This window comes from Actinomadura miaoliensis, from assembly GCF_039536785.1.
In the GTDB taxonomy this organism is placed as follows: Bacteria; Actinomycetota; Actinomycetes; order Streptosporangiales; family Streptosporangiaceae; genus Spirillospora; species Spirillospora miaoliensis.
Genome location: NZ_BAAAZG010000052.1, coordinates 40,270 through 57,573, shown reverse-complemented (window position 1 = coordinate 57,573; position 17,304 = coordinate 40,270). Strand labels below are relative to the sequence as shown.

The window sequence follows — 17,304 nt, the reverse complement described above, 5'->3', positions numbered from 1 at the left end:
GGCGCGGCTGGTGGAGACCTATCTGGACCGCGCCGTCACCCTTCCGTGCTGCTGCTGCGCGGGACGCGGGCGGGAGCCGCCCCTGGCCTGCCGATCGCCGCAGGCCTGGAATCAGCTGTCGTCCCTTTGGTCGGCGCAGGAGTCATCATCCACACCGGCCGCGGTGGCTATGCCGCTTACTACGGGGAACGTTCCTGGCCGCTATGGGCGTGGCGTTCTGGTTCGGCGTCGAGCAGCGTCTCATCATCGCCGTCTTATCGGTGACCGCCGCGCTGGCCGCCTTCGTCCTGGCCAACCTCGGCGGCTTCCTTCTTGGCTCGCTTCTGGCGAGTGTCGGTGCCTGCCTTGGCTGCGACTGGATTGAACGCGTTCCTTCTGCTCCAGCGTCCGGCGGTGATTGGTCGGTTCGACGCCTGGCTGTTTTCGCGGGACTTCGTTGGCTCGCTAGTCTCTGGGGATGACCACGGCAGAGCGGCTCACCGCCGTCGATGAAATGCTCGCTCTTCCTTTTCCGTCTAAGGACACACGTGAGGGCGAGCGCTCCAGCGGGCCGGGCTACCACGTGTGTGTCCTGCTGGCCAGCCAGGACTTCTGGGACGATCGCAGTGAGGAGACCGTCGAGGCGGCCGAGGAGGAGATCGACGCCGCTCTTCATGAGTTGGTGACCGCGTTGACGGCACGGTGGGGCAGGCCGGAATCGATTGATCTGGAACCTTATCTGTGGGGTGAGAGCCCGGCTCCGGAGCCGATGCAGACGCTTTGCGTTCTCAGCGGCGAGATGCTCGTCTGGCGGCTGCCGGATGTCGGCCGGTGGATTGCACTCGCCGTTGGCCAAAACGATCCGGAGTTCCCCATTGAGTTGCTCGCAGCGGTCGGTGAGGCTCCGATTCCCGCCGTCAATGATCATTGACGCTCACAATTGATCCGCCGCGCGTGGTCTTCTGCAGTGGTGGCGATGTTCGATGTGCGTGCGGCGGTTTCGCGCCTTCGGGTGCCGTGGGTGCAGCGGTAGGTGGCCGACAAGCGATCCGGGGCGTCGTGCTCGGCCCTGGTGGTGCCGTGGCATGGGCTACGGCCGCCGCCCGGTCTGCGACATTGTGCGCTGGAGAAGTAGCAGGTCGGTATCGGATGCGCGGCTTCAGCCGATCGGGGGCGTATGGCGAGGGCCCGGCGGCCCTCCACCCCTGCCAGCGGAGGGAGATAGACGCACTGTGCGCTCCCTCGCATCACCCGCGTATTGCGAGGCCTGGATCCGTGGGTCGACGCGGCCCCCAGCACCGACACCAAGCAGGGTCATGCTGAGGAACAGGGGGCGTGGCGGCGCCGGCCGGGGCGGCGCGGGGGCGATCGAGGTGTGCAGGTGGTTGATGCTGCGGTCGGGAGGCGGGGGCTCGGAGGCGCCCTGGGGGTCACCGGATTGCGGATGGCGAGACGTGGCAGGGCGCCTCCGAGGTGGGTTAGATGGCGCGGGCTAGGTTTTCCCAGTGGACGGTCCAGTCCTTGGTGGGGAAGCCGGGGGCGTGGCGGTTGGGGGCGTTGTCCCAGCCTGCGCACATTAGGGCGACGGCGTAGAGGAGGCCGCCTGCGCCCGGGAAGTAGGGGGAGGGGACGCCTTCCTTGCCGCTCGCCGGTAGGCCCTCGTCGGTGAAGCCGAACTTCGGGTGCAGCAGGAAGTCGACGGCGCGGGCGGGGTCGCCCAGGCGGGCGGCGTTCATCGCCAGGACGGGGAAGTCCCAGCTGTAGAGGTCGTCGACGGGCCAGCTCTCGTACACCTGGTGGGCTGTGGCTCGCATGGTGGGGACGTCGACGCCGTCGCCAGGGAGCATCGCGTAGGGGGCGATCGGGTCGGGGTGGTCGGTGGTGTGCTTGGTCCACATGTCCTCGACGCCCTCGTACAGCACGTACTTGCCGTCCTGGACCGGAAGGGGCGCCAGCCCGGCCAGGACCTCGTTCCATTTGCGGTCGGGTCCCAGGCCGAGCCGCCGGCGCCACACCGAGGCGGTTCGCAGGCCGAAGCGCCAGTACGACAGTTCCATCACCGGGTTCTTGGTGACGGCGGGGTCGCTCTGCTCGTTGGCGGGGATCACCGGGGGGCCGAGGACGTAGCGGCCGCTGGAGCGGTCGTGGAAGGCGTAGGAGGCGAGGAAGTCGGCGGTGGCGAACACGACGTCGCGCCACTTGTGCAGCGTGGCGCGGGTCGGGTGGGCGCGGTAGTCGAGTTCGGCGAAGAAGATGGGGTGGGGCATCTGCCAGAGCAGCAGCGCGTTCTGCAGGCCGGGCGAGTCGCGTCCCTCGGGAGCGGTCATCTTGGGCCAGCGGGCGCCGCGGAAGCCCTGTTGCTTGGCACGTTCCAGGGCGGACGGCAGGAAGCTCCGGTAGACGCCGAGGCTGCGGTCCAGCAGCGGCCAGCGGTTCCACAGCGCGTAGTGGGCGCCGTGCCACACCACCATCTCCATGTGGAACTTGCCGTACCAGCCGTTGTTGACCAGGCCGGACTCCTGCGGCGGGTACGCGCCGCTCTCGTTGACGGCCAGCGCGAACTGGCTGCGCACGATCCGGCGTTCCAGTTCCTCCCAGCGCGGGTCGCGGCTGCCGGACAGGTCGACGGCGCCGCCGGAACGCCAGAACTCCGGCCACCACGCGGCGGCGGCGCGGCTCACCGCGGCGGCGGGCGGGGCGCCGATGCGGGTGTCGTCCGGGGTGAACAGGCAGGTCAGTTCCAGGCGCCGGCCGCGTGCGCCGGTGAGGGTGTAGCGGTGCCGTCCGGGGGCGTCCCGCGTGAGCTTTCCGGCGGCGGCGTTCCAGGTCAGCGCCGCGTGGTACGTGGTGTCGTCCATGCGGTGGGTGATGCGGGCCCGGGTCGCGCCCTGCGGCGTCAGCGTCGTCGTGTGGACGTCGGGACGGTCCCAGAAGCCGACGAACGGCGCCGAGAACTTGCCCTGGCCCTTGGCGGTCGCGTACGGGAAGTCGACGTAGACGGTGAGACGCCCGGTTTCGACGAGGGGTGAGTCGATCCGTACCACTATGGCGTCCAGCGTGGGGTGGCAGGCGGTCTCGACGGTGACGGGTGCGCCGTCGAACGTGAACCGGCTGGTCAGGATGCCGGTCCACAGGTCGAGGCGCTGGTGGCGGTCGGTGAGGTCGTCCTCGGTGGCGTCGCGTCCGGTGGAGGTGCGCAGCGACAGGCCGATGCGTGCGAGGTTGATGCGGTGGGGGTTGCCCCGGAGCCAGTTGTAGAGGTCGGGGTGCCCGGCCTCGTCGGTCCAGTAGCGGACGGGACGGCCGTAGGTGTCCCAGGCCGTTCCCTTGTAGTCCTCCAGCTTCTGGCCTTCGGGCAGCGGGTCCTCGTGCCAGCCCCACTGGGACATGGTGGCGAACGGCAGGAACGTCTGCAGGCCGGTGATGTCGGCGCCGAACGCGATGTCGCCGTTGCCGACCTGGAGGGGAAGCTCCGGGTCGCTGGCGGTGCGCTCGATGGCGTGCCGGTCGACGACGGCCTTGCGGTCGATGCGCCGGGAGGGCTGCCCGGACTGGGACGTCCGGTCGGCGTGCGCCGTGGCGGGGGCGGCGATCAGGGAGGCGGCGGTGCCGCCGACGGCTCCCCTCAGCACCGTTCTGCGCTGGATCAAGCGGATCTCCTCGGGTGGCGGGGGCAGGGGCCGACGTCCGCGACCGGCAAGATCGACGGACGTTCTTGATCGCGAAAGTACCCGAGGTTTCGCCGCCGGTCAGCCCCCTGACCGGCGGCGAAACCCGCGCGAACTCCGCGACGCGCCCCGCGGCGAACCCGGCACCGGGGCATTGGCCGGGCCGACCGCGCCCGCCACCCGAGGAGCCCGCGGCTCAGGGACGGACGAGAATCTTGACGTTCTCCTCCTTGTTGTCGATCAGCTCCCGGAAGCCCTTCTTGACGATGTCGTACAGGTCGATCCGTCCGGTGATGAACGGGTACGGATCGATCCGTCCGTTCGCGATCATCTCGATGGTGGCGGGGTGGTCGCCGGCGTAGGCGAGGCTGCCGATGACGGCGACCTCGCGGAACACCAGGTCGTTCATGGCGACCCGCGCCTCGTGCCCCCAGATGGCGACGTTCACGCAGGTGCCCCCGGCGCGGGTGGACAGCACGGCCGACCGCAGGACGGCGTCGACCCCGGCGCACTCGAACGACACGTCGGCGCCGCGTCCCTTGGTCGACTCCAGCACCGCCTCCGTCGCGTTCACGCCGGACGGGTCGATCACCTCGTCGGCGCCGACCGCGGCGGCCTTGTTCTTGCGCGCGGCCGCGGGCTCGACGGCGATCACGTGCTCGACCCCGGCGGCGCGCAGCGCGGCGATGACGGCCAGGCCGATGGGGCCGGTTCCGAAGACGGCGGCGGTCTGCCCCGGGCGGGCGCCGGACAGCCGCACCGCGTGCCAGGCGACGGCCAGCGGCTCGACGAGCGCGCCTACGTCGGTGCCGAGACCGCCGAGCGGATGAATCCATCGGCGTTCGGCCACCACGAAGCGGGAGAACCCGCCGCCGCGGCCGCACAGCCCGACGAATCCGAGGGATTGGCAGACGTTGTACCTGCCCTGCTCACAGGGGTCGCAATGGCCGCAGACGATGTACGGTTCGACGGCCACGCGCTCGCCGGGATGCAGGTCGTCCACCCCGTCGCCCACTTCGCGGACCACTCCGGCGAACTCGTGCCCGAGCGTGACGGGCAGCGTCTCGCCGGTGAGCGGATGCGGCGCGCCGGCGGGCGGGACGAAGATCGGCCCCTCCAGGTACTCGTGCAGGTCGGTGCCGCAGATGCCGCACCACTCGACCTCCACCAGGACGGTCCCCGGCAGCGTCCGCGGCTCCGGAACGTCGTCGATGCGGATGTCGCCGCGACCGTGGAAGCGGGCTGCCTTCATCGTTGGTCCTCCTTGATCGTGTTCGGCCTGGGGGTGAGATGGGAGGGCCTGCGTGCTCAGGAGAGGTGGTGCACCTCCTGCAGGCCGTACACGGGGGTGGGAATCCCCTCGTACCTGGCCTTGAGCTGCAGCGCCAGGTAGAGGGAGTAGTGCCGGGACTGGTGCAGGTTCCCGCCGTGGAACCACAGGCCCTCCTGCCGGGTGGGCTTCCACATGTTGCGCTGCTCGCCCTCCCAGGGGCCCGGGTCCTTGGTGGTGCCCGAGCCGAGGCCCCAGCACTTGCCGACCTTGTCGGCCGTCTCCTGCCCGACGAGGTCGGCCACCCAGCCGTTCATCGAGCCGTATCCGGTGGCGTAGACGACCAGGTCGGCGGGCAGTTCGGTGCCGTCCTCCAGGACGACCGCGTCGCGCGTCAGATGGGAGACCTGGCCGCGGGCGAGCTTGACGTCGCCGTTGATCACCAGGTCGGACGCGCCGACGTCGATGTAGTAGCCGGAGCCGCGGCGCAGGTACTTCATGAACAGGCCGGACCCGTCGTCGCCCCAGTCGTGGGCGAACCCGGCCTTCTCCAGGCGGTCGTAGAAGTCGGCGTCGCGCTCCCTGATCTTCTCGTACAGCGGGATCTGGAACCGGTGCATGATCCGGTACGGCTGGGACGCGAACACCATGTCGGCCTTGTCGGTGGTCATCCCGTTGCGGACGGCCTCCTCCGAGTACAGGGCGCCCAGGCCGATCTCCATCAGCGAGTCCGACCTGACGATGTGCGTGGACGAGCGCTGCACCATCGTCACGTCGGCGCCGTGCTCCCACAGGGCCGCGCAGATGTCGTGCGCCGAGTTGTTGGAGCCGATCACCACGGCCCGCTTGCCCGCGTAGGCGTCCGGGCCCGGATGCTGGGACGAGTGGTGCTGCTCCCCCTCGAACACGTCCATGCCGGGGAAGGACGGGACGTTCGGCTTGCCGGACATCCCTGTGGCGAACACCAGATGCCGTGGCGTGAGAACGATCGGCTCGCCGTTACGGTCGACGTGCACTCTCCACTGCTCGGTGTCGTCGTCCCAGGACGCGGAGGTGACGTTCGCCCTCGTCCAGTAGGGCACCTCCATCACCCGTACGTACATCTCCAGCCAGTCGGCGATTTTGTCCTTCGGGGCGAACACCGGCCAGTTCTCGGGGAACGGCAGATAGGGCAGGTGGTCGTACCAGACGGGGTCGTGCAGGCACAGGCTCTTGTACCGCTTGCGCCAGGAGTCGCCGGGCCGATCGTTGCGTTCCAGGACGAGCGCGGGCACGCCGAGCTGCCTCAACCGTGCGCCGAGCGCGATGCCGCCCTGGCCGCCCCCGATGACCACGACGTACGGCTGTTCCTCGACGCCCAGCCGCGCCCTCTCCAGCGCGCGCTCCTGCCCCCACGACGTGCGGCCGCGGACCACACCGTGCCGGACACCCTTGGGACGACGCTCCCGCATCGGCTCCTCGTGCCCCTTGAGCTCGCGCAGGCTGGTGAGCAGCGTCCACGCCCCCTCGTCCGTCAGCCGCAGGTGCCCCATGCCGCGTCCGGTGGCGGTCTCGAACGCCAGCCACGCCTCGACGACGCCGTCCGCCTCCACCGGTTCCTCGGTGATCGTGAAGCCGGACGGGTCGGTGCCGTCCAGGCAGGCGGCCAGCATGCCGGCGACGCCGTCGCGCCCCTCCACGGTCTTGATGTTCCAGGTGAAGGCCACCAGGTCCCGCCAGTAGCTGTCGGGCGCGAACATCGCCGCGGCACGGGCCACGTCGCGGGCGGCCAGGGCCGACTCGAAGTCGGCCAGCCAGGACCGCACCCGCGTCCGCGCGTCGATACCGGCGGTGGCGGCGGGCGTAGCGTTGCTCACCTGCGCCTTCCCTTCTCCGTGGTTTCTCCAGGGGGTCTCGGGATGTCTCCGGATGTCTCCGGGCACCGGGGATGGATGTCCGGACCCGTCCGGTCTCCGGTGGACGGTGTAACACCGATCACATTCCGCACGGAGCGCGGGCGACAAGGGTTGCAGCGGATTGCACGAATTGTGGCCAGGGTCACAATTTGCGTTTATGCTTCGGGAAATCTGGGGCAACGCACCGGCCTGGGAGGTGGGCCGGTGCCAGCCGTAACGCCCGACCTGGGAGGTGAGGTCGTGCGCGTGCACGGGGCCGTCCGTCCGGGGACCAGCCTGCCCGACTACGCCCGAGAGCTGGTCCGCACGCATCACGCCGTGATCGGCGGCGAGCGGGCCGCGCCGCCGGTGCGCCCGCGCGCCGTGGTGGCGCGGTCGTGGTCGCGGGTCATGCGTCTGGGCCTGGACCCGGACGACAAGAACATCCGCGACCCGCTCAACGCCGACGAGCTGGCCCGGCGGCGGCACGGCTCGCCGCTCCGCGAGGTGATCGACGAGCTGGGCCAGCTGATCGGCTCGGTCGCCGACGCCTCGCACATGCTGCTGGTGGTCACCGACGCCGACGGGGTGATCCTGTGGCGGCACGGCTCCTCGGCCGTCCGCCGCCGCGCCGACGACCTGGGCTTCTGCGAGGGCACCACCTGGACCGAGGCCCGCGTCGGCACCAACGCGATCGGCACCGCGCTGGCCGAGGCGGCGCCGGTGGAGCTGTTCTCGGCCGAGCACTTCGAGCAGGCGCAGCATCCCTGGTACTGCAGCGCGTTCCCCGTCCACGACCCGCGCACCGCGGAGCTGCTGGGGATCATCGACGTCAGCGGTCCCGCGCTGACGTTGCATCCGGCCGTCGGCGCGCTGGTGAACACCGGCACCCGGCTGGCCGAGTCGCGACTGTGGCAGCGTCACCAGCGGCGCCTGGAGCGGCTGCGCCAGTCGGCGGCGCCGCTGCTGGCCACGTCGTCCGAACCGCTCCTGCTGGTGGACGACCACGGCTGGGTCGCGCACAGCTCGGGCGTGGCCGCGACCGAACGCATCGCGGTGCCGGCCGAGGGCCGCGCGCTCGCCGTCCCGGGGCTGGGAGTGTGCGTTCCCGAACGGCTTCCGGACGGCTGGCTCGTCCGCCCGTCCACCCGCGCCCGGCCCATGATGCTCGACCTCGACCTGGCGGACGCGCCCGTCCTGCAGGTGCGGTCCGGCGACGCGCGGTGGCGGTGCGCACTGACCACCCGGCACGCCGAGATCCTGCTCCTCCTGCACGCGGCCGGGCCGGACGGGCTGTCGGCGCAGGCGCTGAGCCGGGCGCTGTACGGGGACGCCGAACACGTCGTCACCGTGCGCGCGGAGGTGTCACGCCTGCGCCGTTCGCTGGGCGCGTTCGTGGAATCCCAGCCGTACCGGCTGGCCAGGGGCGTCCGCATGGGCCTGCGGCAAGAGCTTTCGGCCTGCCGGTTCGTCCAGGAGTCCACCACCCCCGGAATCCGGGCCCTCGCCGCCCGGCCCGGGGCCGAGCCGTGACGGTCATGGACCCGATGCACGACACGGTGTAACAATCGGGCCTGTCGGGCTTGTCCGGCCAGGAGGAATCCAGATGGCGGCACACGGTGCTCTGCGGGACCGGCGGACGCGGCTCGTCCGGGAATGGTCGCGGCTGGTGGCCGAGCGCGTTCCGCATGCCCGGACGCGCCACGACCCGGCGCTGCGCGAGGAGATCGCCGCGTCCTGGAACCGTTCGCGCGTCGTGGTCGACCCGCACCGCGACAGCGCACCGGCCGTGCCGGACGTGGTGGACCGCTGGCGGTCGTCGCCACTGGCGGGGCCGGTCGCCGAGATCGCCGGTGAGCTGCGCGCGATCGCCGACGAGGCCGGCTTCGTCGCCGCCGTCACCGACGCCGACGGCACCATCCTGTGGACCTACGGCGGCCGCGTCATGCGGCACCGCGCCGAACGGGTCAACTTCGCCCCCGGCGGCCGCTGGGACGAGACCGCGATGGGCACCAGCGCCCCCGCCCTCGCCCTTCGCGACCGCCGTCCCGCCACCGTCTTCTCCGCCGAACACCTGGTCGAGGCGCTTCACGGCTGGGTGTGCTACGCCGCGCCGCTGCGCGCCCCCGGCGGGCGGCTGCTGGGCGTCCTCGACCTGTCCAGCACGTGGGACCGCTCGCACCCCATGGTCATGCCGACCGTGCGCACGCTCGCCGCCAGCATCGAGGACCGGCTGGCCCGCCTGCCCGCCGCCGCGTTGCCGCCCGTCACCGCGCCGCGCGTCCGGTTGGACTGCCTGGGCGACGGTGTCCGGGCGCTGCGGGACGGCGCGCCCCTCCCCCTGCGCCCCCGCCAGCTGGAGATCCTCGCCCTCCTGGCGTTGGAGCCGGACGGCTTCAGCCCGGAACGCCTGCGCGAGGCCCTGTACGGCGACCGTCCGGTGACCATGACGTCGTTGAAGGCGCAGGTCTCGCACCTGAGGGCCGCGCTCGGCGGCGCGTTGGCCCAACGCCATTACGTCCTGACCGAGCCCATCGTCTGCGACGCGTCCGCCGTCCTGGACGCCCTCGCCTCCGGCGACACCACCGCGGCGGTGCACCGCTACACCGGACCGCTCCTGCCCGACTCCGAGGCCCCCGGCATCGTGCGCTGGCGTGACTACCTGGAGGTCGCGGTACGCAAGGCGGTGCTGGCCTCGCCCATCCCCGAGCACGCCCTCGCCTACGGCGAACGTCACCGCTACGACCTGGAGGTCCACCAGCACGCGCACAGGCTGCTGGCCCCGTCCGACGGCCGCCGCGGAATCACGGCCGCCCGCATCGAAGCCGCCCTACGCGACTGACGCCCAGCGGACGCGGCCGGCCGCCCCCGCACCCCGGCGCCCGCGGCAACCTTTCGGCAACCTTCCCGTCGCAGAGTGTCCTGCATCACATCGGTTCACACCGGGTGCGAGGAGGACATTCATGGTCTACGCCAAGCCGGGCGCCGAGGGCAGCGTCGTCGCGTTCGCCGACCGCTACGACAACTTCATCGGCGGCGAGTGGGTGCCGCCCGTCGGGGGCGAGTACTTCGACAACCCGTCGCCCGTGGACGGTCAGGTGTTCACGCGGGTCGCGCGGTCCGGGGCCGCCGACATCGACAAGGCGCTGGACGCCGCGCACGCCGCCGCCGACAAGTGGGGCGCGACGTCCGTGGCCGAGCGGTCGCTGATCCTGAACCGGATCGCCGACCGCATCGAGGAGAACCTGGAGAAGCTGGCCGTCGCCGAGACCTGGGAGAACGGCAAGCCCGTCCGGGAGACCCTGGCCGCCGACCTGCCGCTGGCGGTGGACCACTTCCGCTACTTCGCCGGGGTGATCCGCGCCCAGGAGGGCGGCATCAGCCAGATCGACGAGGACACCGTCGCCTACCACTTCCACGAGCCGCTGGGCGTCGTCGGCCAGATCATCCCGTGGAACTTCCCGCTGCTGATGGCCACCTGGAAGCTGGCCCCCGCCCTGGCCGCCGGGAACTGCGTGGTGATCAAGCCGGCCGAGCAGACGCCCGCCAGCATCATGCTGCTCATCGAGCTGATCGCCGACCTGCTTCCGCCCGGTGTGGTGAACGTGGTGAACGGGTTCGGCGTGGAGGCGGGCAAGCCGCTGGCGTCCAGCCCCCGCATCGCCAAGATCGCCTTCACCGGGGAGACCACCACCGGCCGGCTGATCATGCAGTACGCGTCGCAGAACATCATCCCGGTGACGCTGGAGCTGGGCGGCAAGAGCCCCAACATCTTCCTGCCCGACGTGCTGGCCGCCGACGACGAGTTCCTCGACAAGGCCGTCGAGGGCTTCGTGATGTTCGCGCTCAACCAGGGCGAGGTGTGCACCTGCCCGTCCCGCGCCCTGATCGCCTCGTCCATCTACGACGAGTTCATGGCCCGCGCCCTGGCCCGCACCGAGGCGATCGTCGCCGGCAACCCGCTGGACCCGGCCACCATGATCGGGGCGCAGGCGTCCAACGACCAGTACGAGAAGATCCTGTCCTACATCGACATCGGCCGGAAGGAGGGCGCCCAGGTCCTGACCGGCGGCGGCCCCCGCACCGTGGACGGCCTGGAGGGCGGCTACTACATCGAGCCGACCGTCTTCAAGGGCACCAACGACATGCGGATCTTCCAGGAGGAGATCTTCGGGCCGGTGGTGTCGGTGACCACCTTCGACTCCGTCGACGAGGCCCTGAAGATCGCCAACGAGACCCTGTACGGCCTCGGCGCCGGCGTCTGGACCCGCGACGGCTCCACCGCCTACCGCATGGGCCGCGCCATCAAGGCCGGCCGCGTGTGGACCAACTGCTACCACGCCTACCCGGCGCACGCCGCGTTCGGCGGCTACAAGCAGTCCGGCATCGGCCGCGAGAACCACCGCGCCATGCTCGACCACTACCAGCAGACCAAGAACCTGCTGGTCAGCTACTCGGCGAAGCGCCTGGGCTTCTTCTGATGGTGGAACGCGTCCGGCTCACCGAGTCCGCCGCGCGCGTGCTCGCCGGTCTCGTCGCCCGGCACGGCCCGGTGATGTTCCACCAGTCGGGCGGCTGCTGCGACGGCAGCTCCCCCATGTGCTATCCCCGGGACGAGTTCATGGTCGGCGCCTCCGACGTCCTCCTGGGGCACGTCGGCGACGACACGCCCTTCTGGATGAGCGCTGCCCAGTACGAGTACTGGAAGCACACCCACCTGACCGTGGACGTCGTCCCCGGCCGGGGCAGCGGGTTCTCCCTGGAGGCCCCCGAGGGAGTCCGCTTCCTCATCCGCTCCCGCCTCTTCACCGACGAGGAAGCGGATGCCCTGGAGGCCGAACCTCCTCTCCCCACCGGCGCCACCATCGGGTAGGTCTCGTTCCCCCGGGCCTGGTCCCCCTGCCGGGCCAGGCCCGGGCCACCGGCGGCTCGCCGTGCCCGCCGAGACGCGGTTCGTCGAACGCGCCCGCCGGGGGCGGCGAGTCGTTCAGTTCACGGTGCGGGCGGCGAGGAGACCCTTGATGAACTCGCGGCTCTCCTCCGGGCAGAGGGCCGAGCCCTGCTCGATGTGGGTCCAGGTGTCGGTGAGATCGGCGTAGGAGAAGCCGATGCCGAGCATGCTGTGGCACAGGCTGATCCGGTCGCTGACACCGGGGAACTCCAGCACGTCGAACGAGTGGGCCCGGTCCTCGTAGAACGGTGCCGCGGAGGGGACGACCCGGACGCTGGCGTCCGGATCGGCGCCGAGAGCCAGCAGATGACGAAGCTGCGGGACCATCACGTCGTCGGCGAGCCGCAGCGTCAGCGCCATCTCGTCCACGATCACGTCGAGGAAGCGGCGCCGCCCGCCCGGGCGGTAGGTCTGCCGGTTGCGCAGCATGTCCCAGTGGACGTCCGGGTCGGGCTCTCGGAACGACACGGACGCGATGAACCGGGCGTACGGCTCCGACTGCGCCAGTTCGGGGATCTGCTGGACGCCGTAGGTGCGGATGACCGACGCCTCCGACTCGGAGATGAGCGCGTCGCGCTCCTCCGCCTTCATCCCGTCCAGATGCGCCGCCAGCCATCCGGGGCCGCGCGGCCGCGACGCCAGGTCGATCATCAGGTCGGCGACCTCGGCCCCCCGGACCTCGTAGCGCTCCAGCAGCAGCTCGACCTCGCCGGGCGACGGTTCGAGGAACCCGGTCTCCACACGGACGAGCCAGTCGGAATGGCATCCGGCGCGGGCCGCGGCCTCGTCGTACGACAGCTGGAGCAGTTCCCTCGTCCGCCGCAGGTACAGCCCGAGACGCCGGGCGTTGATGTTCGGGGCGCGATAGTCCGTGGGCATCCGAACCTCCCGCCGTCATCATCCCCGGAGGGGCCGCACGACGTGCCTCTTTCACGGAAGGCGACGCGAATCTAACGCTCTGGCATGTTCCCGCCGCCCCATCAGGCGCCGCCTGCGCGCGGGGTCAGGAGGATGGACGGGGGTCGAAGCGGCTCGCCAATGGGACGATCACCAGGACGAGGACGGCCGCCACCAGGTAGCACGCCCAGTATCCGGACACCGGGGCCAGCGCGGCGACGAGCCCCGTGCCCGCCACGGCGCCCAGGTAGTTGAAGACGCCGACGCGCGCGACGGCGACGCCCTGTCCGACCGGGTCGTGACGGGCGGCGGCGGCGTACGCGCTGGGCGCGACCGAGCACAACCCGAGGCCGGCGACCGCGAACCCGGCGATGGCGATCCACGGGTCCGGCGCGAGGACGACGGCGGCCAGGCCCAACGCGGCCAGCACGGCACCCGCGCGGACGAGCCACGCCGCTCCCCGGCGGCGCACCACGAGGTCGGCGATCGCCCGTCCCGTGACCGTCGCGGTCGCGAAGGCCGTGATGGCCAACGGGGCGAGGGTGTCCGCGCCGCCCAGTTCGTCCCGCACGTACTTGACGGCGAATCCCGCGATCGCCCCCTCGGCGACGTACGCGCACCCCAGCGCCGCGCCGAGGACGAGCAGCGGCCGCCACGGCACCCCGACGACCGGGACGCAGCGACGCTCGCCCGCCGCGTCCCCGTCCGGCGCGAGCAGGCGCCGCGCCGCCCGCGCCGCGCGTCGCTCCGCCGCCCGTGCGAGCGAGCGCTCCGCGTCCTTGTGCAGCGGCATCCGGACGGTCGCCACGGCGATCAGCAGGCCGATCGCCGCCGGTACCGCGAAGCCCGTCAGCAGCGACAACTCGGCGCCGTTGGCGAAGGAGATCCACAGGGAGCCGACGATGCTCGCGCCGCTCCACACCGCGAAGAACCCGTTGACCAGTGACCGTCCGGCGTGCCGTTCGATCGCCACGGCCTGTGCGTTCATCGACGCCTCCACGACCCCCATCGCCACGCCGAACAGCGCGACGGACGCGACCAGCGCCCCCGTCCCGGGGACGGCGCCCAGCAGGACGACCGCCGCGAAGAAGATCGGCTGGGCGCACCGCAGGACGAGACCGGAGCCCGTCCGCCCGTTCAGCCCGGCCGCGAGCAGCCCGCCGGCGACCGCCAGCACCGGCACCAGCGCCACGAGCGCGTTGATGGCCTGGTCGCTCAGCCCGTGCGAGCGCTGGACGTGCGGGATCCGGGCCATCACGGCGGAGAACGCGAGCGCCTCGCCCGCGTAACACAGGTAGATCGCACCCCGCACCCGCCGGATCGGCGGCGCGCCCACGAGCGCGCGTTCCGTCATCGATCCGGGAGGGTCGTCCTCCGCCGAGGTTGAGCCGACCGCGCCGCGCATCGCGTCCGTCCCGCTCCTGACTCGTGGGTAAATCCGAGTCATGTTATACCTGGTAGCGGTGTAAACGAGGAGTGCCGTGGTCGCTCACCGGCCGAACGGTCCGGGCCGGCTCAACGACGGAGGCGGCGGGTGAACACTGCCAGGCTGCGTTTCGGCGTGCTCGGTCCGCTGCTCATCGAGGCGGACGGCGCCCCGGTGCGGCCGCCCCGCTCCCCCATCCTGCGGGGCCTGCTCGGCGTCCTGCTGGTCGCCGCCGGCCGTTCCGTGCCCGCCGACCGGCTCGTCGAACTGGTCTGGCGGGAGCGTCCCGACGAGGTGAACCCGGGGTCGGTCCAGGTGGCGATCTCCCGGCTGCGGCAGTGGCTGCGCAGGATCGACCCGACGCCCGACCCGTCCTGGAGCCTCGATCACGACGGCTCCGGCTACCGCCTCACGTTCGCCGACGAGCGATTCGGCCAGGCCGTCGACCTCGGCGGTTTCCGCGCCCTGGCGGCGCAGGCCAGGGCGGCCGGCGACGCCCGAGACCGTTCCGAGCTGCTGGAGGCGGCGCTCGCCCTGTGGCGCGGGCCGCTGCTGGCCGACCTACCGATCCTGGACGTGCAGGATCCGCTGTTGCGGTCGGTGACCGAGGAGGTCAACGCGGCGGCCGCGGACCTGGCGGCGGCGGCCGCCGTGGCGGGCCGCGCGGGCGCCGCGCTCGACCGTCTCGCCGCCCTCGCCGAGGCGCATCCGCTGGACGAACGGCTCGAAGCGGGCATGGTCGAACTGCTGGCGGCCGACGGACGCACCGCCGAGGCGCTCCGCCGCTACCAGACGTACCGGGAAAGCGTCGCCGAAGAGCTGGGCGTGGACCCGGGAGAACGCATGCAGGCCGCCTACCTGGCCGCGCTCGCCCAGGACGGCCGCACCCCCGAGGCCCTCGGCGTCTCCCGCGCGCCGCCGCCCGTGCCGGCGCAACTTCCGCCGCCCGTCCCCGACTTCACCGGCCGCGACGACCAGGTGCGGGCACTGACCGGCCTGCTGACCGCCCGCGAGTACTCGCCGGTCACGGTGATCACCGGAATGGGCGGAGTCGGGAAGACCACGCTGGCCCTGCACGTCGCGCACCACCTGGCCGCGCGGTTCCCCGACGGACAGCTGTACGCCAGGCTGCGCCGCCCGGACGGCGCCTCGGTCGACCCGGCGGAGGTCCTCGGCGGTTTCCTGCGGGCGTTCGGCCTCGGCGGGCAGGACGTCCCGCCGTCCCTGGACGACCGGTCCGCCCTGTTGCGGACGGTCCTCAACGGCCGCCGGGTGCTGATCCTGCTGGACGACGCGTCCGATGAGGGCGAGGTGCGTCCGCTGCTGCCCGGCACCCCCGGCTGCGCGGTCATGGTCACCAGCCGCGTCCCGCTCGCCGGCCTCGAAGGCGCGGGCCGGATCGACCTGGACGTCTTCGACCAGGAGCAGGCCGTCGCGCTGCTGGCCCGCATCATCGGGCCCGAACGCGTCGCCGCCGAACCGCGGGCCGCCGCCGACGTCGCCCGCCTGTGCGCGCACATGCCCCTCGCCGTCCGCATCGCCGGGACGCGCCTGGCCCGCAGGCGGCACCGCACGCTGGCCTGGCTGGCCGACCGCCTCGGCGACGCGCACCACCGCCTCGACGAGCTCACCGCGGGCGACCTGGCGGTCCGGGCGTCCTTTCGGCTCAGTTATCTGCGGCTGCCCGACGAGACACGCCGCCTGTTCCGCCTGCTCGGCCTCCTCGAAGCCCCCGACTTCGCCGAATGGGTCGCGGCGGCGCTGCTCGGCGGCTCCTACCGGGACGCCCAGACGCACCTGGAGGCCCTGGTCGACGCCCAGCTTCTCGTCGTGTCCGGAACCGACGCCAACGGCTGGACCCGGCACCGCTACCACGACCTCGTCCGCATCTACGCCCGCGAACGCGCCGTCGAAGAAGAAGACGACGCCGCCCGGCAGGCAGCCGTGCAACGGGCGCTCGGCGCCTGGCTGGCCCTGGCCGAACGCGCCGCGGAAGGCGTCCCCGGCCCCTGCTACGCCCCCATCCACGGCAGCGCCCCCCGCCACGAACTCCCGGCCGACGTGGTCGACCAGCTGCTCGCCGACCCCATGGCCTGGTTCGACGCCGAACGGGCCGCGATGGCCGCGGCCGTCGAACACGCCTGCGCTCTGGGCTTGGACGAATACGCCTGGGACCTGGCCGCGTCGATGGAGAAGTACCTCGACGTCCGGAGCCTGGCGCAGGACTGGGTCCCCCTGCACGAGAAGGCCATGGCGCTGTGCGCCGCCAAGGGCAACCGTCTCGGCGAAGCCGTCCTCCTCCGCGGCCTGAACGACATGACGACCTGGCTCTCCATGGAGCGCCCCGGCGACGCCATGGGCACCTCCTACGACGCGTCCACCCGCCTGTACCGCCTGTTCGCGGAGGTGGACGAACGACGCGGTATGGCCGACGCGCTGGTGGCCCAATGCTGGGGCCTGACGGCCCGCGGCGACTCCGAACTGGCCCTGGAAACGGCCCGCCGCGCCCTCCGCCTCGCCCAGGAGACCGACCACCTCGGCGGTGAGGCCCGCGCCCACCACATCATGGGCGTCGCCTACGGGGAAGGCCGCCCGGAACAGGCCGCCGAACATCTCGAACGCTGCCTGGAACTCGCCCGCCTCCACGGCAACCCCCGGTTCGAGGCCACGGCCATGCAGTTCCTCGGCGCCGCCTACTGCCTCACGGGCCGCATCGAGAACGGCCACGCCCTCCTCGTCGGCTCCCTGCGCATCTCGCACGCGCTCAAAGACCACTACGCCGAGGCCTTCTCCCTGCTCTACCTCGCCAAGCTGTACGCCGCCCTCGGCGACGAACGCGCCCTCCCGACCGCCAACTCGGTCGTCTACCTCAGCCGCCGCCACAACCTGGAGCATCATCTCGCCGACGCCCTGACCGTCCTGGGCCAGTTGGACCTCACCGCCGGCCGGTACACCGCCGCCATCACCAACCTGGAGGAGTCCGTCCGCCTCTGGCGCGCCCGCGGCTGGCACTCCTTCCTGGCGTCCACGCTTCGCCTCCTAGGGCAGGCCCACCGCGAGAACGGCGAGGAGGAGGCAGCCCGGAAGGCTTGGAGCGAGGCCCTGAACGTCTACGAACGCCTAGGGGACACGTCGGCGGCCACCGAAACGGCCGCCCTGCTCAACGAACGATGAACGCCGACCCCGCTTCGGCGTCCACCGTCCGCCCCCGCCCCGGGCCTGACCTGCATACTCGCAAC

The 17,304-nt window shown here is 71.9% G+C and carries 12 protein-coding genes; 7 read left to right on the top strand and 5 right to left on the bottom strand.

Annotated features, from left to right (window positions below):
- The first annotated feature begins 20 nt into the window (after positions 1-20).
- Together ABD811_RS33060 and ABD811_RS33055 are read left to right on the top strand one after the other, a co-directional pair.
- Positions 21-461, top strand: coding sequence for a DUF6114 domain-containing protein (locus ABD811_RS33060; RefSeq protein WP_344955972.1), 441 nt, complete (start codon positions 21-23; stop codon positions 459-461).
- On the top strand, positions 458-910 hold the full coding sequence (locus ABD811_RS33055; RefSeq protein WP_344955645.1) for a hypothetical protein: 453 nt from the start codon (positions 458-460) through the stop codon (positions 908-910). Before ABD811_RS33060 ends, ABD811_RS33055 begins: the two co-directional genes overlap by 4 nt.
- 547 nt (positions 911-1,457) lie before the next feature.
- Here the strand turns inward: ABD811_RS33055 and ABD811_RS33050 are convergent.
- From ABD811_RS33050 to ABD811_RS33040, 3 genes are all read right to left on the bottom strand, one after another.
- The gene (locus ABD811_RS33050) at positions 1,458-3,629 is read right to left on the bottom strand and encodes a hypothetical protein (protein WP_344955643.1); all 2,172 of its coding nucleotides are present in this window, start codon (positions 3,627-3,629) and stop codon (positions 1,458-1,460) included.
- 214 nt (positions 3,630-3,843) lie between these two features.
- Positions 3,844-4,899 carry a 2,3-butanediol dehydrogenase gene (locus ABD811_RS33045; protein WP_344955641.1) on the bottom strand — a complete coding sequence of 352 codons (1,056 nt, stop codon included), beginning with the start codon at positions 4,897-4,899 and terminating at the stop codon, positions 3,844-3,846.
- Between the two features lie 56 nt (positions 4,900-4,955).
- Complete coding sequence (locus tag ABD811_RS33040; protein ID WP_344955639.1) at positions 4,956-6,773, bottom strand: flavin-containing monooxygenase; 1,818 nt, start codon at positions 6,771-6,773, stop codon at positions 4,956-4,958.
- A 243-nt stretch (positions 6,774-7,016) separates the two neighbouring features.
- Between ABD811_RS33040 and ABD811_RS33035 the strand changes: the two genes are divergently transcribed.
- From ABD811_RS33035 to ABD811_RS33020, 4 genes are all read left to right on the top strand, one after another.
- Positions 7,017-8,324 carry a helix-turn-helix domain-containing protein gene (locus ABD811_RS33035; RefSeq protein ID WP_344955638.1) on the top strand — a complete coding sequence of 436 codons (1,308 nt, stop codon included), beginning with the start codon at positions 7,017-7,019 and terminating at the stop codon, positions 8,322-8,324.
- A 73-nt stretch (positions 8,325-8,397) separates the two neighbouring features.
- Positions 8,398-9,633, top strand: coding sequence for a GAF domain-containing protein (locus tag ABD811_RS33030; protein WP_344955635.1), 1,236 nt, complete (start codon positions 8,398-8,400; stop codon positions 9,631-9,633).
- A gap of 121 nt (positions 9,634-9,754) precedes the next feature.
- Positions 9,755-11,272 (top strand): aldehyde dehydrogenase, encoded by a 1,518-nt coding sequence (gene adh / locus ABD811_RS33025; RefSeq protein ID WP_344955633.1) that lies wholly within the window; start codon positions 9,755-9,757, stop codon positions 11,270-11,272.
- Complete coding sequence (locus tag ABD811_RS33020; protein WP_344955631.1) at positions 11,272-11,664, top strand: DUF779 domain-containing protein; 393 nt, start codon at positions 11,272-11,274, stop codon at positions 11,662-11,664. The genes adh and ABD811_RS33020 overlap by 1 nt, the downstream gene beginning before the upstream one ends.
- A 114-nt stretch (positions 11,665-11,778) precedes the next feature.
- Here the strand turns inward: ABD811_RS33020 and ABD811_RS33015 are convergent, their stop codons facing one another.
- Together ABD811_RS33015 and ABD811_RS33010 are read right to left on the bottom strand one after the other, a co-directional pair.
- Positions 11,779-12,621 (bottom strand): helix-turn-helix domain-containing protein, encoded by an 843-nt coding sequence (locus ABD811_RS33015; protein ID WP_344955630.1) that lies wholly within the window; start codon positions 12,619-12,621, stop codon positions 11,779-11,781.
- A gap of 124 nt (positions 12,622-12,745) precedes the next feature.
- Positions 12,746-13,993 carry an MFS transporter gene (locus ABD811_RS33010; protein ID WP_344955628.1) on the bottom strand — a complete coding sequence of 416 codons (1,248 nt, stop codon included), beginning with the start codon at positions 13,991-13,993 and terminating at the stop codon, positions 12,746-12,748.
- Between the two features lie 180 nt (positions 13,994-14,173).
- Here ABD811_RS33010 and ABD811_RS33005 point away from each other — a divergent pair, with 180 nt between their 5' ends.
- Positions 14,174-17,239 carry an AfsR/SARP family transcriptional regulator gene (locus ABD811_RS33005; RefSeq protein ID WP_344955626.1) on the top strand — a complete coding sequence of 1,022 codons (3,066 nt, stop codon included), beginning with the start codon at positions 14,174-14,176 and terminating at the stop codon, positions 17,237-17,239.
- The last annotated feature ends 65 nt before the right edge of the window (positions 17,240-17,304 follow it).